The 24,150-nt window shown below is 68.3% G+C and carries 26 protein-coding genes and 1 pseudogene; 15 read left to right on the top strand and 12 right to left on the bottom strand.

What is annotated here, in order from left to right; all coding sequences use genetic code 11:
• Positions 1-26: 26 nt before the first annotated feature.
• Positions 27-821, bottom strand: a complete 795-nt coding sequence (locus tag ASD34_RS20260; RefSeq protein WP_056580951.1) for a LuxR C-terminal-related transcriptional regulator — start codon at positions 819-821, stop codon at positions 27-29.
• Between the two features lie 380 nt (positions 822-1,201).
• Here ASD34_RS20260 and ASD34_RS27205 point away from each other — a divergent pair, with 380 nt between their 5' ends.
• The 8 genes from ASD34_RS27205 (at position 1,202) to ASD34_RS20220 (ending at position 6,914) form a co-directional block, all read left to right on the top strand.
• Positions 1,202-1,894: a hypothetical protein gene (locus ASD34_RS27205; protein WP_082548854.1), complete on the top strand. Its 693-nt coding sequence runs from the start codon at positions 1,202-1,204 to the stop codon at positions 1,892-1,894.
• Positions 1,895-1,972: 78 nt separating this feature from the next.
• On the top strand, positions 1,973-3,010 hold the full coding sequence (locus tag ASD34_RS28330) for a hypothetical protein (protein WP_235510141.1): 1,038 nt from the start codon (positions 1,973-1,975) through the stop codon (positions 3,008-3,010).
• Between the two features lie 23 nt (positions 3,011-3,033).
• Positions 3,034-3,372: a hypothetical protein gene (locus ASD34_RS20245; protein ID WP_056580948.1), complete on the top strand. Its 339-nt coding sequence runs from the start codon at positions 3,034-3,036 to the stop codon at positions 3,370-3,372.
• 90 nt (positions 3,373-3,462) lie between these two features.
• On the top strand, positions 3,463-3,972 hold the full coding sequence (locus ASD34_RS20240) for a hypothetical protein (RefSeq protein WP_056580945.1): 510 nt from the start codon (positions 3,463-3,465) through the stop codon (positions 3,970-3,972).
• A 56-nt stretch (positions 3,973-4,028) separates the two neighbouring features.
• Positions 4,029-4,403, top strand: coding sequence for a GIY-YIG nuclease family protein (locus tag ASD34_RS20235; RefSeq protein WP_056580942.1), 375 nt, complete (start codon positions 4,029-4,031; stop codon positions 4,401-4,403).
• On the top strand, positions 4,400-4,840 hold the full coding sequence (locus ASD34_RS20230; RefSeq protein WP_056580939.1) for a MarR family winged helix-turn-helix transcriptional regulator: 441 nt from the start codon (positions 4,400-4,402) through the stop codon (positions 4,838-4,840). The genes ASD34_RS20235 and ASD34_RS20230 overlap by 4 nt, the downstream gene beginning before the upstream one ends.
• A 68-nt stretch (positions 4,841-4,908) precedes the next feature.
• On the top strand, positions 4,909-5,481 hold the full coding sequence (locus tag ASD34_RS20225; RefSeq protein WP_056580936.1) for a DUF2239 family protein: 573 nt from the start codon (positions 4,909-4,911) through the stop codon (positions 5,479-5,481).
• A complete protein-coding gene (locus tag ASD34_RS20220) occupies positions 5,478-6,914 on the top strand; it encodes an MATE family efflux transporter (protein WP_056580933.1) in 1,437 nt (478 codons plus the stop codon). Before ASD34_RS20225 ends, ASD34_RS20220 begins: the two co-directional genes overlap by 4 nt.
• A gap of 19 nt (positions 6,915-6,933) precedes the next feature.
• Here ASD34_RS20220 and ASD34_RS20215 read toward each other — a convergent pair whose 3' ends face one another.
• From ASD34_RS20215 to ASD34_RS20170, 10 genes and pseudogenes are all read right to left on the bottom strand, one after another.
• Positions 6,934-7,410, bottom strand: a complete 477-nt coding sequence (locus ASD34_RS20215; protein ID WP_056580931.1) for a VOC family protein — start codon at positions 7,408-7,410, stop codon at positions 6,934-6,936.
• Positions 7,411-7,831: 421 nt separating this feature from the next.
• Positions 7,832-9,439, bottom strand: coding sequence for an MFS transporter (locus ASD34_RS20210; RefSeq protein WP_056580928.1), 1,608 nt, complete (start codon positions 9,437-9,439; stop codon positions 7,832-7,834).
• A 68-nt stretch (positions 9,440-9,507) separates the two neighbouring features.
• Entirely contained in the window at positions 9,508-10,134 is a 627-nt protein-coding gene (locus ASD34_RS20205; protein WP_056580925.1) for a membrane integrity-associated transporter subunit PqiC, read from the bottom strand.
• Entirely contained in the window at positions 10,131-11,792 is a 1,662-nt protein-coding gene (locus ASD34_RS20200) for an intermembrane transport protein PqiB (protein ID WP_056580923.1), read from the bottom strand. Before ASD34_RS20200 ends, ASD34_RS20205 begins: the two co-directional genes overlap by 4 nt.
• Complete coding sequence (locus tag ASD34_RS20195; protein ID WP_056582571.1) at positions 11,789-12,526, bottom strand: paraquat-inducible protein A; 738 nt, start codon at positions 12,524-12,526, stop codon at positions 11,789-11,791. The genes ASD34_RS20200 and ASD34_RS20195 overlap by 4 nt, the downstream gene beginning before the upstream one ends.
• 2 nt (positions 12,527-12,528) lie before the next feature.
• The gene (locus ASD34_RS20190) at positions 12,529-13,173 is read right to left on the bottom strand and encodes a paraquat-inducible protein A (protein ID WP_056580919.1); all 645 of its coding nucleotides are present in this window, start codon (positions 13,171-13,173) and stop codon (positions 12,529-12,531) included.
• Positions 13,174-13,193: 20 nt separating this feature from the next.
• Positions 13,194-14,624, bottom strand: coding sequence for an MFS transporter (locus ASD34_RS20185; RefSeq protein WP_056580916.1), 1,431 nt, complete (start codon positions 14,622-14,624; stop codon positions 13,194-13,196).
• Between the two features lies 1 nt (position 14,625).
• Positions 14,626-15,843 carry a multidrug effflux MFS transporter gene (locus ASD34_RS20180; RefSeq protein WP_056580913.1) on the bottom strand — a complete coding sequence of 406 codons (1,218 nt, stop codon included), beginning with the start codon at positions 15,841-15,843 and terminating at the stop codon, positions 14,626-14,628.
• 97 nt (positions 15,844-15,940) lie between these two features.
• The gene (locus ASD34_RS20175; RefSeq protein ID WP_056580911.1) at positions 15,941-16,552 is read right to left on the bottom strand and encodes a pyridoxamine 5'-phosphate oxidase family protein; all 612 of its coding nucleotides are present in this window, start codon (positions 16,550-16,552) and stop codon (positions 15,941-15,943) included.
• Positions 16,549-17,691, bottom strand: a pseudogene (locus ASD34_RS20170) (MFS transporter); the annotation flags it as partial. The gene ASD34_RS20175 and the pseudogene ASD34_RS20170, both read right to left, overlap by 4 nt.
• A 110-nt stretch (positions 17,692-17,801) precedes the next feature.
• Here ASD34_RS20170 and ASD34_RS20165 point away from each other — a divergent pair.
• Complete coding sequence (locus tag ASD34_RS20165) at positions 17,802-18,683, top strand: LysR substrate-binding domain-containing protein (protein WP_056582569.1); 882 nt, start codon at positions 17,802-17,804, stop codon at positions 18,681-18,683.
• Between the two features lie 78 nt (positions 18,684-18,761).
• The gene (locus ASD34_RS20160; protein ID WP_056580905.1) at positions 18,762-19,982 is read left to right on the top strand and encodes an MFS transporter; all 1,221 of its coding nucleotides are present in this window, start codon (positions 18,762-18,764) and stop codon (positions 19,980-19,982) included.
• A gap of 10 nt (positions 19,983-19,992) precedes the next feature.
• On the opposite strand, the gene ASD34_RS20155 is transcribed toward ASD34_RS20160, so the two are convergent.
• Complete coding sequence (locus ASD34_RS20155; RefSeq protein WP_056580902.1) at positions 19,993-20,550, bottom strand: methylated-DNA--[protein]-cysteine S-methyltransferase; 558 nt, start codon at positions 20,548-20,550, stop codon at positions 19,993-19,995.
• Between the two features lie 251 nt (positions 20,551-20,801).
• On the opposite strand from ASD34_RS20155, the gene ASD34_RS20150 reads away from it, so the two are divergent.
• Genes ASD34_RS20150 through ASD34_RS20130 form a run of 5 tightly spaced genes read left to right on the top strand, consistent with a single transcriptional unit; the run spans position 20,802 to position 24,132 of the window.
• A complete protein-coding gene (locus ASD34_RS20150) occupies positions 20,802-21,419 on the top strand; it encodes a GspH/FimT family pseudopilin (RefSeq protein WP_235510140.1) in 618 nt (205 codons plus the stop codon).
• The gene (gene pilV, locus ASD34_RS20145; protein ID WP_056580899.1) at positions 21,416-22,030 is read left to right on the top strand and encodes a type IV pilus modification protein PilV; all 615 of its coding nucleotides are present in this window, start codon (positions 21,416-21,418) and stop codon (positions 22,028-22,030) included. The genes ASD34_RS20150 and pilV overlap by 4 nt, the downstream gene beginning before the upstream one ends.
• On the top strand, positions 22,027-23,016 hold the full coding sequence (locus ASD34_RS20140; RefSeq protein WP_056580896.1) for a PilW family protein: 990 nt from the start codon (positions 22,027-22,029) through the stop codon (positions 23,014-23,016). The genes pilV and ASD34_RS20140 overlap by 4 nt, the downstream gene beginning before the upstream one ends.
• Positions 23,013-23,618, top strand: a complete 606-nt coding sequence (locus ASD34_RS20135; RefSeq protein WP_235510138.1) for a PilX N-terminal domain-containing pilus assembly protein — start codon at positions 23,013-23,015, stop codon at positions 23,616-23,618. The genes ASD34_RS20140 and ASD34_RS20135 overlap by 4 nt, the downstream gene beginning before the upstream one ends.
• A 25-nt stretch (positions 23,619-23,643) precedes the next feature.
• A complete protein-coding gene (locus ASD34_RS20130) occupies positions 23,644-24,132 on the top strand; it encodes a type IV pilin protein (protein WP_157609717.1) in 489 nt (162 codons plus the stop codon).
• Positions 24,133-24,150 lie beyond the last annotated feature (18 nt).

Raw genomic sequence — 24,150 nt, 5'->3', positions numbered from 1 at the left:
CGAACGCGGTGCGCCCCAGGCGCGCCCTAGAGCAGCCCCCGGTGCGAGGCGAAACTGACTGCCTGCGCGCGGGTGTGGGCGTGCAGCTTGCGGTAGATGTTCTTCACGTGCGCGTTCACCGTCTGGGCACTGATGGTGAGCTGCAGCGCGATCTCTTCCGTCACATATCCGGTGGCTACAAGTCGCAACACTTCGCGCTCGCGTGCCGACAGGGTCGCCTTGCTGTCGGGCGGGCGCACCGGGCTCGGATTGGAGCGCTGGTGGTCCAGGTGCACCAGCAGCCGGCGCGCCAGCCGGGGGGTGATGGCGGCGCCGCCGTTGACCACCTGCAGCACGGCCTGGGCGTAGCTCTGGAACCAGGCGTTCTTCACCAGGTAGCCCGAGGCGCCGAGTTCAAACGCATGCAGCACCTGGGGTTCGTCTTCCAGCGCGGAAATGACGATGATCTCGGCGGCGCTGCGGTGTTTCTTGGCTTCCTCGATGAGCTCGAATCCGCTGCCGTCCCCGAGGCGGATGTCGACCATGAGCACATCGAACTCATGCTGCATCAAGAGGCGCCGCCCCTCGCGCAGGGAACCGGCCTGGCCTTCCAGCTGGATGCGCAGGTCGCCCAGCAGTTCCTGGGCGATGACGCGGCGGACAAAGGGATCGTCGTCGACGAGCACGACACGAACGGGCTTGGTTTCCTGACCGGTGAGGTAGTCGGGCCACGGCAGGGAATCTGCCGAGGGGGCCAAAAGGCCGCCAAATTGACCAGGATTTGAGAATTTCCTAGCACCACCACCTACTTCGGTCAATGAAATGTCGTGTTCGTTTTCCATTTAAGTCCCCTTGTCACAGAAAAAAGTCTCGACTTCGTGAACAAAAGTTAATCGATATCTACTCTTTTTTTGGCTGGCGGCTTTTTTGATTACCTTGGTTTCATTTCGTTGCAATATTGCCTGAGTGTGAACGAAAGTGATAGTCACCACGAGGGAGACACGGCGGAAAACCGATTCGGTACCGCCCCCGGAAGTGGCTTCGGACATTGCTTTCGCCATAGCCATGCTCTACCCAGCCTGGGGCATTTGGGCTTCGCTCCCCCCCACTGAAACTGCATCCCGGTCGCAACGGAATCCATTCAATCCGTGCTCGCTGACCGTTAGCTGATGGCCGGATTCGCCGGCGATCGGGTTCGTTTCAACACTATCGAGGAAGCATCATGAAGAAGACTCTTATCGCCATGGCAGTGGTTCTCGTGGCTGGCATCGGGACCGCAACCGGTAGCAGCGTGGCGCTCGCCGTCACCAACACCACGACCGGCTCCTCCAGTTCGGCTGGCTCGACGGCCGCCAGCTCCGGAACGGGTAGTGCATTGAGCTACAACGCGGCCAACTCCAGCTCGTCGGCCACGGCCAACGCAGCGGGCGGCGCAGCAGGCAACGCATTCCTGCGCGTCGGCGGCGCAACGGCAGGCGGCACGGCAACGACCCAAGGTAGCGTGACCAGCGTGGCAGCAACGACCGGCAACGGCGCCGCAGCAGGCGGTGCGAATGCACAGGCCAATGCAACTTCGTCAGCCAATGCCAACTACGCCGGCGGCGGTGCGAATCCGGTGAGCGGTTCTGCTGGCGGCGCAGCCGGCTCGACCACCAACAACACCGCAGCAACGGCTGCAGGTCCTGGCGGTGGTCTGGCTGTGGTGACACGCACCTCGGGCACGACGGCTGGCTTCAACGCCAGTTCCGGCGCAGTCAACGGCATCGTCAACGGCACGACCACTTCGGCCACGGCGGGTTCGACCGGCGGTTCGACGGGCGTCGTCAACTTCCACCTCGGCAATGCAGCGACCTTCAGCAACGGTGGCGGCACGGCTGGCGGCGCGATCGCTGGCGCAACCGCCAACGCTCCCTGAGCGATCGGGTAGATCGGTTGTTGGACCAGAAACGGGGAGGGGCACGCCCTTCCCCTGCTTCCCAAAGGAGTCGAAAAAATGAAAACATTGATCGCCCTGACCTTGCTGGGCTTGTCCGCGGGCGCCTTGGCGCAAACAACGGCGGGTGGCGCCAACAACCAGTCGTCGAGCTCGGCCACCACGAACGCACAGGGCAATACCCAGGCGGTGAACTTCAACAGCTCTGCCCCCTCGGATGTCACCAGCCGAGCCACGGTGGACAGCAACAGCACACAGAACATCAACAACACGGGTGCGACGACCAGCGTCGTCGACTACCGTGGCAGCTACACCGTCAAGAACGTGCCCTCCGTGAGCGGCCCGAATCTGACGACCAGCAATGACACCTGCATGGGCAGCTCCAGCGCCAGCGCGAACAGCGCGGGCATCGGCGTGAGCTTCGGCACCACCTGGACGGACGAACACTGCAAGCGCCTGAAGATGAGCCGCGAGCTCTGGAACAAGGGCATGAAGGCAGCGTCGCTGGCCATGGACTGCATGGACCCGCAGGCCCAGGCAGCGCTGGAGATGACCGGCTCGAAGTGCCCACAGTCGATGACCGCCGAAGAACGCGTGAGTGCGTTCGGACCGCAGGCATCGGGCAGCGGTGCACCGGTGGCGGCACGTCCGGCGGCGCCTGTGGCCGCAGCGCCCGTGCCGGTGCCGGCCCCCGTGGCAGTGGCCGTGCCCCAGCCGGTGGCGCCTGTGGCACCGGCAGCGCCTGTCGCGTTGGCCCCGGCCCCCGCGCCGGTCGTGGCGGTGCAACAGCCCGCCGCACCGGCCACGCTGGTCGAGGCGATGCCCATGGCGGCCCCGGTGCAGGAACAGCCCGCACCGCAACCCGCGCCCGCCGCGGCCGCCGTCCCGGCGTCTGCGCCGGAGGTGGCACCGGCCCCCGTGGCTGCAGCGTCTACCGAAGAAGCCGCTGCACCTGCCGCGGAACCGGCACCGGTGATGGTGAGCACCGTGGCACCGGTCGCGCTGGCCCCGCCGCAGGACATCCTGGAAGCGCGCCTCACGCGCCGCCTGGCTGACTCGGCCGACGAGGTAGCTGCAGCACCGGCCGACGCGCAATGAGGTCGGATCTGGAGTCCATCACCATGAACACCAGGACCATTCCTCTCTGGCTGGCCGCCTGTTGCGTGGCAACGGCGTCGATGGCCGCCACGCCGATCATCCCCATCGAGCGGATGCCCATGGGCAGCGGCCTGCAGAACGCCAGCGGCACGGAAAACGCCGAGCCGGTGGGCGACTACGGCGTCTGGCACGTGCCGCAGTACATGCCGGGGTTTCCGACCTCGGCCACCATCTGGCCGCGCGTCGTGATCATCCAGTGCAGCGTCACGCGGTGCAGCGGCTACGAAGTGACGCCTGAACTGGGCCGGGGTGAATACCTGTTCTTCCGGCCGGCGGAAGACAGCAGCGTCGGCCGCAAGTAGGCAGGCGCGCAGACGCCGCTTTTCGAACGATGCGCCGCCGGGTCCGCAAGGTTCCGGCGGCGCGCGGCCGTGTGCGTATACCCTTCGCGCATGCACAACCCCCTCGTGCGCGCCTTGCGCGCCCTGTTTCGCGCCGTTGCCACCACGATCCTCGTGCCGGTGCTGCTGTTCGAGGAATGGGGCTGGGCCCCGCTCGCGGCATTGGTCGCGCGGCTGGCGCGCCTGCCTTTCTGGGCGCGGCTCGAGAACCTGCTGCGCGCGCTGCCGCCCTGGGGCGCCCTGCTCGCGTTCTTCGTGCCGATGCTGCTGCTCTTTCCGGTGAAGCTGCTGGCGCTGTTCCTGTTCGGGCGCGGCCACGCGTTCAGCGGCATGGCCGTGCTGCTGCTGGCCAAGCTCGCGGGCACGGCCGTGGTCGCGCGGATCTTCCAACTGGTCGAAGGCTCGCTGATGCGCCTGGCCTGGTTCGCCCGCTGGTACCCGCGCTGGAAAGCATGGAAAGACCAGGTGCTGACACGGGTGCGCGAAAGTCGCCCCTGGCGCATCGTGCGGGCGGTGCACCGGCGGGTGCTGCGCGGCTGGCACCGGCTGCGCGCCGGCTGAGTTTATTTTTACCCGGGTGTATTGTGTTTTATATTTTGCCCGGGTAATATTTGGAGATGAACCCCTCTCCGAATCCGTCTCCTCAAGCGCGGCGTACCCTCGTCAAGCAATACAAGGACAGCGTGCGCCCCGCCGGCGTTTTCGTCATTCGCAACCTGATGGACGGCCGCGTCTACGTGGCCGGCAGCCTGGACGTCGAAGGCGCCATGAACCGCGCCCGCTTCGAGCTGAACCTGCGCTCGCACCGCAACAAGGCGCTGCAGCGCGACTGGGTCGCGCAGGGCGCGACGCACTTCAGCTTCGAGGTGATCGACCGGGTAAAGGAGCGCGACGAACCCGCCTTCGACCGCGCGGCCGAACTGGAAAAGCTGCTGGAGCTCTGGCGCGAGGAGCTCCAGTGCACCACCGACAAGGGCTACAACACGCCATGAGCACCGACGCACTGGGCTTTTGCCTCGACCTCGGCCGCGCCCACGCCAGCCTGAGCCTGAAGCTCAACGAAGACCTGGGCGCCTTCCACGGGCTGGACTACGACGACTTCACCCTGCTCCACCTGTTGCTGCGGGGCGGCAGCGGCGCCATGCCGATGGCCGAACTCGCGCACACGCTGGGGTTGCCAATGTCCGCGCTCATCCGCAAGATGGTGCTGCTCGAAAAGACCGGCCTGGCCGAGCGCACGACGGGAACCGATGGCGACCCCCGACGCCATGCGATTATTCGCAGCGGCGGAAAGAAGTTGATGCAAGCCGCCATCACCACCGTCGAAGCGATCTGCGTCGACGCCGTGAAATCGCTGGACCCGCAACGCCTGCCAGACCTGCATGCCGCGCTGCGGGCGCTGTGCGATCACGACACGCCGCACGCCTGAACCGTCCTGCGGGTAGATTACGAACCTCGTTTCGTTCCGCCCGGATCGACAACCCGAAAAGAATCCGCATGTCACCCGACGAACTACCGACCACATTCACTGCGTTTGCCGGCTTCCAGCGTGTCGCCGCCGGCACCAAGGCCCAGGTGCTCACGCAACTGCGCGAGCGTGGCGATGCCGCCGCCTGCCTCGTGTTCGACGACCAGACCGGCGAGCAGCTCGATGTCGATCTGCGCGACCCGAAGGCCATCGAAACCTCCGCGCTCGAAGCCGAGAAACACGAAGACGCGCCCCGCGGCGTCGGCCGTCCGCGCCTGGGCGTGGTCGCGCGCGAAGTCACGCTGCTGCCGCGCCACTGGGACTGGCTCGCACGCCAGCCGGGCGGCGCCTCCGTGGCGCTGCGCAAGCTGGTGGACGACGCACGCCACGTGCACGCCGACCGCGACACCGTGCGCGCCGCGCGCGAAGCCACCTACCGCTTCATGACCGCCATCGCGGGCAACCTGCCCGGCTTCGAGGAAGCCACGCGCGCGCTGTTCGCGGGCGAGCACCAACGCTTCACCGACCTCGTGGAACCCTGGCCCACCGACCTGCGCGTGCACCTGCACAAGCTGTCGGCCGGTGGCTGGGGTGCTGCATGAGCGCGGCGCCCGACAACAGCAACACCACCACCAGCCCCGGCAACTCGAGCGGACTGCGCGGCGTGCCCGTGGCGCCGGTGGGTGCGCCGCGTCCGTTGTGGAAGGTGTTCCTGTTCTTCCTGGCGCCGATGTTGCTCAGCAACATCCTGCAGTCGCTCTCCGGCACCATCAACAACATCTACGTCGGGCAGATGCTCGGCGTGAGCGCGCTGGCGGCGGTCTCGAGCTTCTTCCCGGTGATGTTCTTCTTCATCGCCTTCATCATCGGCCTGGGCGCCGGCGCCTCGGTGCTCATCGGCCAGGCCTGGGGCGCGCGCGACGCGGCCAAGGCCAAGGCGGTGGCGGGAACCACGCTCACCGTGGGCCTGCTGCTGGGGTTGGCAATCGCGGTGTTCGGGGGGCTGTTCACCACGCCGATGCTGGCCATGCTGGGCACGCCGCCCGACGTGCTGGCCGACTCCACGCGCTACGCCCGCATCATGCTGATCGCGATGCCCGGCGTGTTCCTGTTCCTGCTGGCCACCGCCATGCTGCGCGGCGTGGGCGACACCATCACGCCGCTGCTGACGCTGCTGATTTCCACCGCCATCGGCCTGGTGGTCACGCCTGCGCTCATCCGCGGCTGGGGCGGCCTGCCGCAGCTGGGCGTGGCAGCCGGCGCGTGGGCCTCGGTGCTCTCGTTCGCGGTCGCGACCACGTGGCTGGGCTTCCGGCTGCGCCAGAAAAAAAGCCCGCTCGCGCCCGACGCGGAGTTCGTGCGCTGCCTGCGCATCCAGCCGCACCTGCTCAAGGCGGTGCTGAAGATCGGCGTGCCCACCGGCGTGCAGATGATCGTGGTGGCGCTGGCCGAAGTGGTGCTGCTGTCGATGGTCAACAGCTACGGCTCCAACGCCACGGCCGCCTACGGCGCGGTGAACCAGGTGGTGGCCTACGTGCAGTTCCCGGCCATCTCGATCGCGATCACCACGTCGATCCTCGGCGCGCAGGCGATCGGCGCGGGCCGCGCCAACCGGCTCGGCGCCATCGTGCAGACCGCGCTGGGCATGAACCTCGTGCTCACGGGCGGGCTCGTGCTGCTGGGCTACCTGTTCTCGCGCCCGCTGATGGGTTTTTTCATCACCAGCGCACCGGTGATCGAGATTGCGCAGAACCTGCTGCACATCATGCTGTGGAGCCTGGTGCTGTTCGGCATGGCCTCGGCGATCTCGGGGATCATGCGCGCCAGCGGCTCGGTGCTGGTGCCGACGCTCATCTCGATCGTCTGCATCCTGGGCGTCGAAGTGCCGGTGGCCTGGCTCATGAGCCGCCACTTCGGCCTGGGCCTGGACGGGATCTGGATCGCCTATCCGGTCACGTTCGGCGCGATGCTGCTGCTGCAGACCGCGTACTACCGGCTGGTGTGGCGCAAGAAGGCGATCGGCCGGCTGGTCTGATCGTGCACCTCGGCGGGGTTCACTCCCCGTCGAAGGCCCTCTTCACGGTGGCGATGTCGAGCTTGATCATCTTCATCATGGCCGCCATCGCACGGGCCGCCTTGGCCGCATCCTTGTCCTGGAACATGCGGATCAGCGGCATCGGCGTGACCTGCCACGACACGCCGAAGCGGTCCGTCAGCCAGCCGCACTGCACGGGCTGGCCGCCGCCCTCGAGCAGCTTGTCCCAGTAATAGTCGACCTCCTCCTGCGTCTCGCAGGTCACGATGAGCGAGATGGCCGGGGTGATCTTGTACTCGGGCCCGCCGTTGAGCACCATGAACGACTGACCGTCGAGCTCGAAGGTGGCCGTGAGCAGCTGGCCCTTCTTGGCCGGATTGACGTCGCCCCAGAGCAGCGTGTCGGTCAGTCGCGACTTCGGAAAGATGGCGGTGTAGAACTTGACCGCCTCCTCGCCGTTGCCGTCGAACCAGAGGCAGGGAATGATCTTCTGCATGGGATCTCCTTGGGGGGGGTGATGATGAACTGAAGGGTTCAGTATCAAAGCCCGAACGGCGCGTTGTCAACCCATGGCCGTCGAGGCGCTGGGGCGGCACCTGCTAGCGCAGCGTCGCTGAGTTGTTTTCACCAAAGGGTAGGCATTTCGCTTGCCGCTGACGGCATGGGCGCGGGCTAACCTCCCTTTCGGCGCTCCTCAGATCCGCCCGGCCTCAGTTGCTGCACGCCGGGTGCTTCTGCCTGTCGGCGTTGTGCTTCGGGGCCGTATTCAGCCGGGCCATGCATCGCCGTGCCGCGAAACGCGGTCAGGCTGCGATTCGAGAAGGCCACCGCAGAGGCCGGCGCCGACGATCAGGACATCGACGTAAGGCGGGCGCGTGGGCCGTTGTTCTGGCGGCATCGGACGCGTGTCTCCTGGCTCATGGCTTGTTGGCCGAGGTGTCCGTGGGCACGCGCCGGATCATCAGCCAGGCGCTCACCGCACTCAGCACGGCCAGGCCGGCGCTCAGCAGCATCACCCAGCGAAAGCCCGCGACGAACGATTCGGCCACGGCGCGCTTCACGGCAGCGGCGGTGGCCGCATCGGCACCCGGTGGTGCACCGGCCGCGGCCAGCCGGTCGCGTTCGGCGGCCAGAAAGCTCCGCACCTCGGGCGACGCACCCATCGCCTGCAGGCGCTCGGCCAGCGCCGCATCGAAGGCCCAGGCCATGACCGCGCCGAACACCGCAATCGCCAGCACTGCCGCCGCGCGCGACACCGCGTTGTTCACGCCGGAGGCCACGCCCGCAAGGTCGGGCCCGACGGCATTCATCACCGTGGTCGTGAGCGGCGCGACGGTCACCGTCATGCCGAAGCCCAGCACCACCACGGCGGGCAGGAAGCCGCTCCAGTAGCTCGCGCCCACGTCCGGCAATGCGAACAGCGCAAAGCCCACGGCCGCGATGGCCGGCCCGATGACCAGCGGCAGGCGCGGCCCGAAGCGGTCGACCAGCTGCCCGGCCCAGCCCGAAAGCGCGAACATGAGGAAGATGAACGGCAGCAGCGCCGCGCCCGCCACCGTGGCCGAGTAGCCCTGCACCTGGATCAGGTTGAGCGGAAAGAAATACAGCCCGCCGCCCAGCGCCGCATAGAGCAGCAAGGTCAGCAGGTTGGCGCCGCTGAAGTTGCCGATGCGCAGCAGCGACAGCGGCAGCATCGGCGTGCGCGCCCGGCGTTCGGCGATGACGAAGCCCATGCTGCCCACCCCACCGATCGCCAGCGCCGCGAGCACGGCCGGCGAGCGCCAGCTCTGCGTCGGCGCCTCGATGAAGGCGTAGACGATGCCGCCCAGCCCGGCCGTCGCGAGCAGCGCGCCCCACAGGTCGAGCCCGCCGCGCGCCGCGGCGCCTTTGCTCTCGGGCACGTGGCGGTGCACGATCCACAGCACCAGCAGCGCCATCGGTACGTTGATGAGAAAAGCCCAGATCCACGAGAAGTGATCGACGAGAAAACCGCCCAGCACCGGTCCCACCGCCGCCGTGATGCCGCTGAACCCGGACCAGGTGCCGATGGCCTTGCCGCGTTCCTTCTCGGGAAACGACGCGCTGATGAGTGCCAGGCTGCCCGGCACCAGCAGCGCGCCGCCGATGCCCTGCACCGCACGCGCCGCGATGAGCTGCTGCACATTGGCCGCCAGCGCACAGCCCACCGACGACACGGCGAACACCACGACACCGATGGCAAAGATGCGCCGCCGCCCGTAGTGGTCGCCGAGTGCGCCGCCCACCAGCAGCAGCGCCGCGAGCAGCAAGGCATACGACTCGACCACCCATTGCGCCTGAAAGGCCGTGGCGCGCAGGTCGGACTGGATCGCCGGCAAGGCGACATTGACCACGGTGCCGTCGACGAAGGCCATGCTCGAGCCAATGATGGCTGCGGCAAGCACCCAGGGCTTGGACGCGTCGGGGCAGGCGCCCTCTTCCGTGGGTGGATTCGCCCCATGCAGGATCAGCGTGTCGTCGCAGGGCGCCTTGCCAATCTGTGCCATGGGGCCTCCGGTTCAAGGGTTGCCGGTATGACTCCTTCCCCCGGAGGGGGAGGGAGAAACGCAAAAAGTCAGATCGCGCACGCCGTCGCGCCCGGGTTGGCCTGCGCTGCGTTCACGCTGCGTGCCATGGCTGCCGCAGCCGCCGCCGTCACGCGCTGGGCGCCCTGCGCCAGTGCATCGATGCCGCCGCCGGTGGCCTCGCCCGCGTCGAGCCGGCACACCAGCGTGCGCGCCTCGTCGGAGCGTCGCAGGGTCCAGCTGAAGCCGGCGTCCACGCGCCCGCCGTCGACCAGGTCGAACTGGCGCACCTGCACCGCGACGCGCCACACGGGCTGCGAGGTCTGGCGACCGCCCTGGGTCACGTCGAGCGCGCCGAGCCGGCCGGCAATGCCGCTGCCGAGCGCATCGCGCAGCTCGTTCTCGAAGGAGGAGGCCCAGCGGTGCTGCTCGAGCACGTCGACCTGTACACCACCGGTCGGACGGCGCACGACCATCTGAGGGCGCGCGAGCCGCTCGGGCACGGCCACCGGGGCGAGCTCGATGTACAGCGGCGACGCCGCGTTGGGAACACGGGGCGCGGCGTCGGTGAGCGCGGGCGGGCTGGCCAGCGTGTAGTAGTTGTCGGGCTTGCTCGCGCAGCCTGCCAGCAGCACCGCAGCGGCGGCACACGCGAGCGCGAAGGTCGTCGTCTTCATTTCTTGTCGTCCGGTTTGCCGCGCAGCAGCGATTCGGGATGGCGCTCGAGGTAGTCGGTCAGCACACGCACCGAGCCTGCAGCGCGCGTCAGTTCACGCAAGGTCTGGCGCATGTCCTGCTGCAGCGGCGAGTCGTCGGCCAGCGTGCGTTCGGCCGTGTTGACGGTCTTGCGCACGTCCTTCATAGCCGCAGCCAGCTCGGGCGTCACGTCGGTGTTGATGCGGCTCACGGTCTGCTCGGCACTCGTGAGCGTCTTGTTGAGCGTGGCCAGCGTGGTGCGCAGGTCGGCAGCGATCTGCTCGTAGGGCACCTTGTTGAGCTTGGTCGCGATCTCCTGCACCTGCGACTGGATCTCGTCCAGGCTGTTGGCGACGGTCGGCAACTCGATCGGGCTCTTCGACAGGTCGATCTTCGCGGCCGGCGCCTTCGGGAAGAAGTCGAGCGCCACGTAGACCTGGCCGGTCAGCAGGTTGCCGTTGCGCAGCTGGGCGCGCAGGCCTTTCTCGGCCAGGAAGCGCAGCCGTTCCTGCTGCGTCGGACCCGACTCTGCAGTCCGCGCACCGGCGCCCGCTTCCCGGCGGCGCAGGCGGTCGGGGTAGATCTGCACCAGCACCGGCATGCGGAACTCGCGCTCGGCGCGGTCGAACTCGACACCGATGGATTTCACCTCGCCCAGCACCACGCCGCGGAAGTCGACCGGCGCGCCCGGCGTGAGGCCGCGCAGCGACTGGTTGAAGTACATCAGCAGCGTTTGCGAAGGACCGTCGGGCTCCTTCATGGCGGTGACCTCGTCCTGCGCCAGCACGAAGGCCGTGTTCTCCTTGGCCAGCGGGCCCATGGCGTCGTCGGGCGCCTGGAACGCGATGCCGCCGAGCAGGATGGTCGCCAGCGATTGCGTGCGCAGCGTGAAACCGCTGGCGCTCAGCTGCGCGTCGATGCCGCTGGCCTGCCAGAAGCGCGTGTTCATGCCGACGAACTTGTCGTACGGCGCGTTCACGAACACCCGCAGCGTGACGCCGCGCCCATCGCCGTCGAGTTCGTAGGCTGCGACCTGCCCGACCTTGATGCGCCGGAAGTACACGGGCGAGCCGACGTCGAGCGAGCCCACGTCGCGTGCGCGCAGCAGGAACTGCTGGCCCGAGTCGCCACGCGTGACGATGGGCGGCGCTTCGAGGCCGGTGAACTCGCCCGCGGTTTCCTTCTCGACGCCCGCGTCGGCGCCGATGTAGGCGCCCGACAGCAGCGTGCCCAGGCCCGAGATGCCCGAGGTGTCCAGCCGCGGCCGCACCACCCAGAAGCGCGAATCGGCCGAGGTGAAGCCCTCGGCCTCCTTGTTGAGCTGCACCAGCACGCGCACGTGCGACCGGTCGCGTGCCAGCCGCAGGCTCTGCACCAGGCCGATCTGCACGTCCTTGTATTTCACGGCGGTCTTGCCGGCTTCGAGGCCCTCGGCCGTCTTGAAGGTGAGCACGATCTCGGGGCCGCGCTCCATGAGGATGCGGGCCACCAGCGTCACGCCGACCAGCGCGGCGACGATCGGGATCAACCAGATCAGCGAAGGCAGCCACTCGCGGCGGCGCGCCACTTTCGGCTTCGGCAGCGCGGGCGGGGCAGATGCTGCCGGACGGTCTTGCGGTTGCGTGTCTTCTTCACTCATGCGATTTTTTCTTCCCTGCTTTCAATCTGTCGTTCGTCCGTGTCGGCTTGCGGCACCGGGCCGTCCCACGTCAGGCGCGGGTCGAAGCTCAGCGACGCCAGCATGGTCAGCACCACCACCGCGCCGAAGGCCGCAATGCCCACGCCCGCGGTGATGACCGCGAAGCCCTGGATCTGCACCAGCCCGGTGAGCAGCGACACCACGAACACGTCGAGCATCGACCAGCGGCCAATGATCTCGATGATGTGGTACAGCTTGGCCCGCTCGCGCCGGCGCCAGTTGCTGCGCCGCTGCGCCAGCACCACAAGCAAGAGCAGTACCGCCAGCTTGAACAGCGGCACCAGAAAACTCGCGATGAACACGATGGCCGCCAGCCCCCACGCGCCTGACACCCAGAAGTAGATGACACCGCTCAGGATGGTGTCGTACTGCGCGCCGAACAGCGTGCGCGTGATCATCACCGGCAGCAGGTTGGCCGGGATGTACATGATGCAGGCCGCGATCAGGAAGGCCCAGGTGCGGTTCAGGCTCTGCGGCTTGCGCGTGTGCAGGTGCGTGCCGCAGCGGGCGCAGGCCTCGCCATCTTCCGCATCGCGCCAGACGGCCGTGCAGTGCGTGCAGACGTGCAGGCCGAGCGCGGCGGCCGTCGGCACCGGGTTCTCGTGGTCGTGCTCGTCGTCGGCCTGCGCCTCCCAGGGGCGGGTCGAGGCCAGGCGGGCGGGCAGCCCGCGCATGTTCATGCGCGCACCTCCGGCGCGTCTGCTTCTTCTTCATCGAGCTGCTCGAAGGCCATTTCCCAGAATGCGCCGGGGTTGAACGACAGCACCGCCGTGAGCGTCACGGTGAGCGCCACGAAGGCCCACAGCGCGGGCCCCGGCACCACCGTCGCCATGCTCGACAGCTTGACGATCGCCACCAGCACGCCGAGCAGGAACACCTCGATCATTCCCCAGGGCCGCAGCGACTGCATCATCCGCACCAGCATCGCGAAACCCCAGGGCCGGTGCGCGCGACGCAGCGGCACCAGCAGGTAGGCCAGGATGCACAGCTGCAGCAGCGGAAACAGGATGGTGGTGGCGAGCACCAGCAGCGCCACCGGCGACATGCCCTCGGCGCTCAGCACCACCACCGCGCCGGCCAGCGTGGTCTGGCTGCGCAGGCCCTGCAGCTCGATCTCGACGATGGGAAACAGGTTGGCGATGGCGAACATGATCAGGCTCGCGACCGTCAGGGGCAGGATGCGGCGCTGCTGCGCGCCCGGGTGCCGGTCGAGTTCGGTGCCGCAGCGCGGGCACTCGGCCACGTCGCGCGGCGCCAGCGGCGCACGCGCGTAGACCGCGTCGCAGCCGGGGCAGACCACGGTGTCAGGTACTTCCTTCATGAGGCCGTACCCTACCTTATTCAGGCGTGCGGACTTGTCGTCTTCAGCCGCAGACTGCTGAAAACCGCCGCCACCGCTGCGCACCCCGCCGCCAGCACCAGCGCCACCACCGGGCCGTGTCCACCGTGCGGACTCCAGACACTGAACACCGCCGCCAGCACCACGGCCCCCAGCGTCTGCCCCGTGAGCCGCGCCGTGCCGAGCATGCCGCTGGCTGCACCACTTCGGTGCGACGGCGGCGAGCTCACGATCGTGTGGTTGTTGGGCGACTGGAACAGGCCGAAGCCCAGGCCGCACAGCGCCATGCGCCAGGCGATGTCGGCATTGCCCGGATGCGCCGGCAGCGCCGCCAGCAGCGCGAGACCGGCGGCCAGCAGGCCCAGGCCGATGCCGCCCAGCAGTCCGTCGGGGTAGCGTCCGATGAGCCGACCGGCGATGGGCGCCATCACCACAATGGCCAGCGGCCACGCCGTGATCAGCAGCCCGGCCTCGATGTGGCTGCGGCCGTACACGTCGAGCAGCAGGAACGGCAGCGCGATGTAGGCCAGCATTTGCGCGCAGAACGCCGCCACCGAGGTGCCCATCGACAGCGCGAACACGGGAATGCGCAGCAGGTCGATGGGAAAGAGCGGCACCGTCAGCTTGCGCTGGCGCCGCAGGTAGACGAAGCCCACCGCCAGCCCTGCCCCCAGCGCGGCCCAGGCCGACCACGGCGTGCCCGTGGCCTGCACCCCGCCCTCGCGCACGCCCAGGTGGTCCACGCCGAGGAAGACCAGCGAGAACATCAGCACGTTGAGCGTCACGTCGAGCAGCGAGAAACGCGCACCGGCGGCCGGCGCGGTGCGGTTGAACGGCAACGCCCGCATGCCCAGCGCGAAGGTGACGATGCCCAGCGGCACGTTGATGGCAAAGAGCCACGGCCACGACGCCACCGACAGGATCGCCGCCGCCACCGAAGGCCCGGCCACCGACGACGTGGCGACCACCAGCGAGTTGATGGCCATGCCCTTGCCCAGTTGCGCCGACGGGTACGTGAGCCGCACCAGCGCCGCATTGACGCTCATGATGCCGGCCGCGCCCAGTCCCTGGACGGCGCGTGCCGCGATCAGCGTGGCGAGCGAATCGGCGAAGGTCGCGGCCACCGACGACACGGTGAACACCGCCATGCCCACGAGGTACACGCGCCGGTAGCCCACGAGATCGCCGAGCGACGCCAGCGGCAGCAGCATCACCAGCGTGGCGATCTGGTAGGCGTTGACCACCCAGATCGCCTGCGCCGGACTGGCCTGCAGCTCGCGCGCAATGCCCGGCAGCGCCAGGTTGACGATGGTGCCATCGAGCACCGACACCGTGAGCCCGAGGATGATGACCAGCATCGCCCAGCCGCGCGCGGGCGCAGCCAGGCCGTCGAGGGGAAGCGGCTTGGCGTCGCTTGCTGTGGCGGCCGTCATGTCAGGCCTCCTGCGCCCTGCCCCCGGTCGGCTCCGAGCGCACACCGCCGAGCGTGAGCCAGGTCAGCACCAGCGCGATCAGCGCGCCGGCCGCCATGCCGGCCACCATCGGCAGTGGACGGCCGTTCGAGAACAGGCCGACCACCGCCATCGCCAATGCGCCCGTCAGCATCTGCAGCGTGCCCAGCAATGCCGAGGCAGTGCCGGCGATGGCGCCGTGCATCTCGAGCGCCAACACGCCGGTGGTCGGGATCACGAGGCCCATGAAGCCCGAGGCGATGAAGTACAGCACGATCAGCACCCAGAGGTTGTCGCCGCCCGCTGCGAAGTAGATGAACATCGCAATCATCGCCACGCCGCAGCAGACCACGCCGAACTTGACGAGGTTGACCAGCCCGTAGCGCTCGCCCAGCGAGCCCGTGAACTGCGAGGCGGCAATGAAGGCCGCCGCGTTCACGCCGAAGGCCACGCTGTACATCGCGGGCGACAGGCCGTAGTGGTCGATCATCACGAACGACGAGTTCGCCAGGTAGGTGAAGAAGCCCGCCATCGCGAAGCTGCCGATGAACACCAGCCCGAGGTAGTGCCCGTCGCGCAGCAGCAGCCAGTAGGCCGAGAGCGCACTGCCCAGGCTGCTTTCGACGCGCTCGGAGGCCGGACGCGTTTCGTCGAGCAGCTTGACCATCATGGCCAGGCCCGCCACCGCGGCGAGGGTGACGGCCCAGAACACGCCGCGCCAGCCGGCAAACGCAATGACCACGCTGCCCGCGAGCGGCGCAAGAATCGGCGACACGCTGAACACCAGCATCAGCAGCGACATCAGCCGCGCGGCGTCGGTGCCGGTGTGCAGGTCGCGCACCACGGCACGCGGAATCGCCATGCCGGCGGCGGCGCCCAGGCCCTGCACGAAACGCAGCGCGATCAGGGTCTGGATGTCGGTTGCCAGCGCGCAGCCCACGCTGGCGAGCGCGAACAGCACCAGCCCGGCATACAGCGGCGGCTTGCGCCCGACCATGTCGGAGATCGGGCCGTAGAGCAGCTGGCCCGCGCCGAGCGACAGGAAGAAGGCGGTGAGGCTCATCTGCACCGCGCCGATGTCCGCACGCAGGCTCTGCCCGATGGCAGGCAGCGCCGGGAGGTACATGTCGATCGCGAAAGGCCCGATGGCGGAGAGCAGGCCCAGCAGCAGGGCCATCTTGAAGAACGGAGAAGAACGCATTGGGTCGATTGTGGCGAAGGCTCGCAATCGGTGCAGGCGTGGGGTCGCCGCTTTGGCCGCTAGTGCGTTCGTTCTAGCGGGCGATACGCTGCGCCGTTCAATACAGCGTCGATCGCTGCCGCGCCGGCAGTTCGCGGTCGTAGGTGGCGCCGTCGAAGGCGGCATCCGTCAGCGCGGACAGGATGGCGCCCGGCGTCGGCACGGTGCGCGGCACGCCTTCCGGCACCGGCGCCCAGAGCTTCGAGCGCTGGATCGCGCGGGCGCACTGGAAGAACACGGTCTCGACGGTGATCTCGATCACGCACTGCGGCGCGCGCCCTTCCACTGCGAAGCGCGCCAGCAAATCGGGCGCGGCGGAAATGCGTGCGCGCCCGTTCACGCGCAGCGTTTCGCCCACGCCCGGAATCAGGAACAGCAAGGCCACGCGCGGATCGGCCACGATGTTGCGCAGGCTGTCGATGCGGTTGTTGCCGCGCCGCTCGGGCAGCAGCAAGGTCTTCTCGTCCTGCACCGCGACGAAGCCCGGGGCGTCGCCGCGCGGCGAGGCATCGAGCCCGCCGGGGCCGGTGGTCGCGAGCACCGCGAACGGCGACGCGGCGATCAGCGCCTGGTAGCTCGGGTGCAGGTACGGCACCTCTTTCTTGAGCGAGGCCTCGCCCGGCTGGCCGAACAGGGCTTCGAGTTGCGCGATGGTGTCGATGGTGGTCATGGGGCGATGTTCTCCTGTATTGGGGTGGGTGGCGAGGCGCGCCGCACGCACGCCAGCGCCGCGACCGCCAGCAACAGCGCGGCGGTGCCGTAGATCCACGGCGGCGAAGCGATCGGCAACAGCACGCCGGCCAGCAACGGCCCCGCGCCCGCACCGATGTCGCGCCAGACCGCGCGGGCCGCGAGCGCCCGCACGCGCTCCGGCCCTGGCGTGCGACGCGCCACGATGGGCGGCAGGAGCGGCAGCTGCAAGGCGCGCAGCACGACGATCAGGGCCGCGCAGCTCCACAGCCAGCCGAGGCCGAAGCCCACGAGCGCGAGGGCCGTCACCAGCGACAGGCTCACGAGCAAGCGCTCGGCGCCGAAATGCTCCGCCATGCGCCCGCCCACCGGCCCGAGAAAGATTTCGGCCAGGTAGCGCAGCGCCAGCAGCACACCGGCCACCAGCACCGCGCCGCCGGGCAGCAGGTCCTTGCCGAGGTACGACAGGCCCACGATGAACAGGCCATCGAGCGCCAGCCCTTCCATGAAAGACCAGCCGTCGAGCGCATTCGGCCGCGAGAAGCGACGTGTCGCAACTCCAGATGTTGCGCTGTGGTGCGGCTTCGACGGCAGGCGCCGCGTGACGAACACCGCCAGCAACGACACCACCGCCAGCACACCGAAGATCGCACGCGGCCCGACCGTGTACGCCAGCAGCGCACCGAGCGGCAACGCCAGCACCGGCCCGGTGGCAATGAAGGCGCGCGAACGCCCGCTGCGCCGCGCTGCGCCGAGCGGATCGGCCGTGGCCAGCGCCTGCGTCGACAGGTTGAGCGCTGCGAAGCACAGGCCCCAGGTCAGCCGCAACGGCAGCAGTGCCCAGAAACCCGAGAGCGTGGCGTAGCCCAGCGCGCAGCATGCGGCAGCCACCACGGCCAGCGAGCAGCTCGCCCGGTCGCCGTGGCGCGCGTAGAAACGCGCCACCCAGCCGTAGCCCGCGATGCGCACCAGCCGGTTGGCCGCCAGCAGCAGGCCGACCTCGGCCAGCGAAACGCCGAACTGCGACGCATACATGGGTAGCAGCAGGTACAGCACCACGTCGGCCGGCAGCGACAGGCCGAGCGCCATGGCGGCGTGGCGGGCATCCAGGTCGGTGGANCGGCGGGAGAAAGCGGTGGTGCAGCAGACATCGAGCCCGCATCGTGCCCGCTCGCACCGCCCGCCGACAAACGACATTCCCGCGCGGCATGCGTGAGAAAATCGCACGCATGCCGCTTCGCGAACCGCCCCTTCATGCTGTGCGCGCCTTCGTCGCCGCGGCCCGCCACCTGAGCTTCACGCGGGCCGCGGTCGAACTGCATGTGACACACAGCGCGGTGAGCCGGCAGATCAAGAGCCTCGAAGCCTGCCTGGGCGTGGCGCTGTTCGAGCGCCGCATCCGGCAGGTCATGCTGACGCCCGAGGGCCAGCAGTTCTTTGCGGAAACCGAACCCGCGCTCGCGCAGATCCACGCGGCGGCCCGGGCCCTGCAGTTGCAGGGCCCAGCGCGCGCGGTGCGCATCAACGTGCGGCCTTCGTTTGCGGTGCGCTGGCTGATTCCCCGGCTGCCGTCGTTCGTGGAACGCCATCCCGACATCGAGCCGCAGGTCGTCACCAGCACCGTCATGCCAGAGCAGGCGGCAGGCAGCTTCGACATTGCCGTGCGCCGCGGCCTCGAAGGCTGGCCCTCGTCGATCAAGGTGCGTCCTTTCCTGGAAGACGAGGTGCTGGTGGTCGGCGCGCCCGCGCTGTTCAAGACCCAACCACTGGCGGACCTGCGCGCCCTCGCCTCGCACGTGCTGCTGTCGGCCCGCACGCGCAAGGACGACTGGGACGACTGGAAGAAACAGGTCGGCGCACCGCGCGCGCGGCCGGCCGGTCGGCTGCAGTTCGATCACCTGCACTTCGTGCTGCAGGCCGCGGTCGACGGGCTGGGCATTGCGCTGGCGCCGACGTCACTGATCGCGCATGACCTGGCCTCGGGCCGGCTCCAGTCGCCGCTGCCTGCGCTACGCATGACACTGGAGCGCTATTACTACGGAGTCGCGCCCGATGCAGCGCCCGAAGCGGTCTGCGTCGCCGAGTGGTTCGAGCAGATGAATCGGCGTTGAAACTTCCACGTCCGTAAACGGCCAGCGGCAGCAAGGAGCGAACCGCACGATGCAGTCTTCACTTTCGTGTCCTGCTGCATGCCCTCCTCCCTGCCTCGCTCCTTCTCCCACCTCGCCTGGGCCAACCTTGCAGCCCAGTCCGCCGAACAGCTGAGCCTCGCGGCCGTGCCGCTGGTGGCCGTGCTCGCGCTCGGCGCCGGGCCGGGCGAAGTCGGCTTCCTGGCGGCGGTGCAGACGCTGCCCTTCCTGCTGGTCTCACTGCCGATGGGCCTGCTCGCGGACCGCATGTCGCGCCGCCGGTTGATGGTGTGGGCCGAAGGTTTGCGCGCCGTGTCGCTGCTGGCCTTGCTCGGCATGGCGCTGTCGTCGACGCTGGGCATCGGAGGGTTGGCCGTGCTCGGGTTCCTCGGCGCGGTCGGCACGGTGGGCTTCAGCGTCGCGGCGCCCGCACTGGTGCCGGCGCTCGTGCCTCGCGACGCGCTGGCGCGCGCCAACGGGCGGCTCGAGTTGGCGCGCAGTGCAGCCTTCACGGCCGGGCCTGCGCTCGCGGGTGCGCTGGTCGCATGGGCCGGCGCGTCCTCGGCTTTCGTGCTGGCGGCGGTTCTTTCAGTGGCAGCCGTCGGCCTGCTGTTGCGCCTGAACGAAGCGCCCCGCCCCACGGCCCCATCGCGCCATCCGGTGCGCGAGGTGCACGACGGCGCGCGCTTCGTCTGGCAGCACGCGTTCCTGCGGCCGATGCTGATGACCGGCGCGGTCTTCAACATCTCGTGGTTCGTTCTGCAGGCGGGCTACGTGCCCTACGCCGTGCGCGTGCTTGGCCTCGGCGCGCAGGCCGTGGGCCTCACGCTTGCGATGTACGGCGCGGGCATGGTCGTCGGCGCGCTGCTGACCTCGCGCGTGACGGCACGGCTGCCGTTCGGGCGCGCGATCCAGGTCGGGCCGGCGGTGGCCGTCGCCGCCGCGGCGATGATGGCGGCCACGCTCGTCGTGCCGACGGCCTCGCTGGCCGCGCTGTCGTTCTTCCTGTTCGGCGCGGGACCGATGGTCTGGGTCATCACCTCGACCACGTTGCGCCAGAGCGTGACGGCGTCGGACATGCTGGGCCGTGTGTCGGCAGTGTTCCTGACGGTGAACGCGGGCGCGCGTCCGATCGGTGCGGCGCTCGGTGGCCTGGTCGGCGCCACCTGGGGCGAACCCGCCTGCCTGTTGCTGGCGCTCGCGGGCTTCGTGCTTCAGGCCGCGGTCATCTTCGGCTCGCGCATTGCGGGGCTGCACCGCCTGCCCGTGCCGGCAGCCTGAGCATTGCCGTTCAGAACAGCGAACGCGTTCCGCTCGGCGTGGCGCCTTCGATGTCGAGCATGCGCAGCTTGGTCAACGCACCGCCGCCCGCCGAGAAGCCGCCCGGCTTGTTCCCCGCGGCCAGCACGCGATGGCAAGGCACGACCGGCGCGAAGGGGTTGTGGCCCATCGCCTGGCCGACCGCGCGCGCGAGGCCCTTGTCGCCGAGTTCTTCTGCCACCTCGCCGTAGGTGCGCGTCTGCCCCGGCGGAATGCGCCGCGCGATCGCGTAGACGCGCTGGTGGAATTCGGACACGCTGCGCATGTCGAGTTCGATGCCGCACAGGTCATCGGTCGCGCCTTCGAGCAGCGCCTGCACGCCCGCGATGGCGTGCTGCGCGCGCTCCGATGGCGGGGCTTCCTCCAGGTCGGGAAAGCGCCGGCGCATGCGCGCACGCGTCGCGGCTTCGCCACGCTCTTCAGGCAGTTGCACGCCGACGAGCCCTTGCGGACCCCACGCCAGCGCGCAGGCGCCGATGACGGTCGGGAACAAGGCAAAGCCGGATTCGACAGGGGATGCGGCAGTCATCGAAGCATTGTGATTCAAGGTTGAAGAACGACGCGCGAGCAAGCGCGTGAAACCCTCTTCCGCAGAAGAGGAAAAGTACCAGCCAAACACCCCGAAATACCGGACTTTCCTTTGGCGTTTCAAGGCGTTTCCGCTCATCGTTTCCAACGGACCGAACGTCGGCAAGCCGTTGTCGGACATGTGCATCGGCCACTAGTCTTGCGCCCGGAAGTTGTCGGCTGAAATTCCAGAACAACAGGGAGGAGATGCACATGAGGCGACGCGATTCTTCGCGGCCGGCGAGGCGGCGCGACCGGCGCAACCAACGCGGCCTGACGGCCATCGAGCTGATGGTCACGCTCGCGATCCTGGCAATTCTTGTCGGACTGGCCGCGCCGTCGATGTCGCGCTTCATCGTGCAATGGCGGCTCTCCAATGCTGTCAACGCACTGACCGGTTCCCTGCGCATCGCGCGCACCGAGGCCATTGCGCGTGCACGGCCGGTCGTCGTCTGCCAACTGAAAGCGACAACCGCCGTTGCTTGCGAAACCGGTGCAAGTGCCGATGAGCTTGCGGGCGGCTGGATCGTGTTTGTCGACAACGACCGTGACGCCTCTTCCGTGTATTCCGAATTGAAGGGCGACGAACTGCTGCTGCGGCAGGACGCCCTGCCCGGTCTTTCGCACATCAAGCTCGGGAACCCAGGGCGCTTTGTCTTCCTGCCCAACGGACTGATGCGTTCGGGCGCCAACGGCATCACCTTCGATGCGAGCGGCTTCGACAAGACCAACATCCCATCGTGGGCGCGCAAGGTGCTATGCATCAGCAAGCACGGCCGCGTGCGGCACCTCACAGATACCAACGACTGCTCCAGCGGCGGTGACGAATGAAGTCCCGCACTCACGGCACACAACGCGGCGCCACCCTCATCGAGGTGCTGGTGGCCATCGTCATCCTGGCCATTGCGCTGTTTGGCATGGCGGGTTTGACTTCGGCGGCCCTCAAGTACAACCAGTTCACCCGCCTGCGAGCCACGGGCCTGAGCCTGGTGACCGACTACGCGGAGCGCGCCCGCGCCAACCTTGTCGGCTTTGCCGACTATGCCTACACCAAGGCCTACAACCCGAGCACGCGAGCGGCGGCCTCCGAAGACCCCACGTCGCCGCGCGGCGCCTGCCTTGTCGACACGTCCGACCCCACGAGCCCGGTCAACACCTGCGGCGCAGCCATCGCCGCGTATGACCAGTCGCAGTGGCTCACCAACCTGGCCAACCGCCTGCCTGGCGGCACGGCGTACATCACGCCCGAGTTGACCGCCGCCCCCTCAGGCGTGAGCGGCCTGCCCGCCACGCGCGTGCTGAACATCTGGCTGATCTGGAGCGCCATCGAAGAAGGCTCTGGATTCGGGCGACAGGAACAGCTGCAGCAGCTGTGCCCCGCCGGCGCCAACATTGCGGACGAGGCTTCCGTGAACTGCATGTACTTCCGGATCACGCTATGAGCGCCACCGCCAATCCTTGCGCGCGCATGCGCCACCCGGCTCGCGGGTTCACGCTGATCGAACTGCTGATCTCCCTGGCGATCGGCCTCGTGATCCTGGCCGCCGGCCTGTCGGTCTTCGCCACCTCCAGCCGCAGCAGCCAGCTGTCGGAAGTCGAGACGCAGATGAACGAAGACGGCATCCTCGCGCTCAACCTGATCCAGCAGCAGCTCAAGCAGGCGGGCTTTTCACAGCAACTCATCCCGAGCAACGGTGCGACGGTGATGGGCAACTACGCCGGCCCCGCCGTGCGCGGCTGCGACGGCGGATTCGTCGACGCCGCAGCCGCCTTCGACCAGCTCTCGTGCGTCAAGGGCGACGGCAGCGATGCCATCGCCATCCGCTACGAAGCCACCCCCGACAACACGATCCCGCTGCTCACCGATCCGACGGTGGCAACGAACTGCCTGGGCAACAGCATCCTCCCCTTGACGCCGACGCAGGTGAGTCCGCGCCCCACGCCTGCCGCCGGCACGTCACTGGCGGACCACTACACGCTGGCCGACAACCGCTACCTGGTGATCGACGCGAAGACCACCCCGATGTTGTCCTGCAGAGGCATGGAGAAGCGCAACACCGCCAACATCATCGGTGCGCCGCAGCCGCTGCTTGCCAACGTCGAAAGCATGCAGATCCTCTACGGCGTGGCCAGCCGTCCGAGCGCCGAACTCGCGGCCACCTACGACCCGTTGCTGCACCAGATCGTCGACTACCACGAGGCCTCGGACGTCGACAAGCTGTCCGAGACCATCGAGGACCGCTGGGGTCGTGTGCTGAGCGTGCGCGTGTGCCTGCTCATGCGCAGCGACCGGCCCGTGCGCGACGCGCCCGAAGGTGGCATGACCTACAAGCGATGCGACAACGCCGACGAGACCGGCACCGACGGCTACCTGCGCCGGACGTACACCACCACGGTCCTGCTGCGCAACCGGCTGATCGCGCCATGAACACGAATCCTGGCTCTCCTTCGCGCCGCACCGGCGGCAGGCCGCGCGAGCGTGGCGTGGTGCTCGTTGTCACGCTGGTCCTGGTCGTGATCCTGTCGCTGCTCGGCACCTTCGCGATCCGCAATGCCACGCAGAGCGAACGTAGCGTGAACGGCATCCGCTCGACAGAAGTGGCCCGCGAGGCCGCCGAAACCGCACTGCGCTTTTGCGAGCAAGTGGCCATGTTCGATGGTGACGGCAAGGACTACACCGAGTACGGCTCCAACGGCATGCGCGCCCAGATCATCACGACCACCATCGGCTCGGAATTCGACCCAAACGCGGCATGGCGCAAGAGTGCCAACTGGGCGGGCAACCGCGTGATCGTCCTTCCGCCGGACTACTACAACAAGAAACCCACTGGCACCACCGTCGATGCCACGCAATTGAAGATCGCGCCGCGCTGCCTCATCCAGAAGATCGAAAGCACCTCGGCGCCCAAGCTGACCGGCTACCTGATCACCGCACGGGGCTTTGCCAACAACGCCAAGTTGGCGCCGACCGGCATCGCCACCCAAGGCGCCGAAGCATGGCTGCAGTCGGTGCTGACACGCGACAAGTGACCTCATGCACAACCCTCCTACCGCCATGGCACATCCACGCTCCGGTTTCCCACGCAACAGCCCCGGCTTCACGCTGATCGAAGTCATGGTCGTCGTCGCGATCGTTGCCATCCTGGCGGCCATTGCACTACCGAACTACCAGGAGCACGTGCGCCGCTCCAAGCGCACCGAGGCGCAGGGCCTTCTGATGGAAGCTGCGCAGTTCATGCAGCGCTACTACTCGGCCAACGACCGCTACACCGCTGTCGCAGGCGACACCGGCGTGGAGTCCGAGCAGAAAAAGGGCGCTAAAAGCCTGTTGCCCGACCGCCTGCAGCAATCACCCGTATCCGGTGCAGCCACCTACACCATCACCGTCTTTGCACGAGACACCCCGCCCAGCTACACGCTGAGGGCGACCCGCACCGGCAGCATGCGCGGCGACCGATGCGGCACGCTGACCTTGAGCGGTCTGGGCGTGAGAGACATGGAAGACGAGGTGGCAGGACTGGTGACAACGGATTGTTGGAAATGAATCTCGCACGTCTCATGA

The sequence above is a fragment of the Variovorax sp. Root473 genome (assembly GCF_001426505.1).
GTDB lineage: Bacteria > Pseudomonadota > Gammaproteobacteria > Burkholderiales > Burkholderiaceae_C > Variovorax.
Note: the sequence above shows the minus strand (reverse complement) of the source record. Positions and strands in the feature narration are given on the sequence as shown.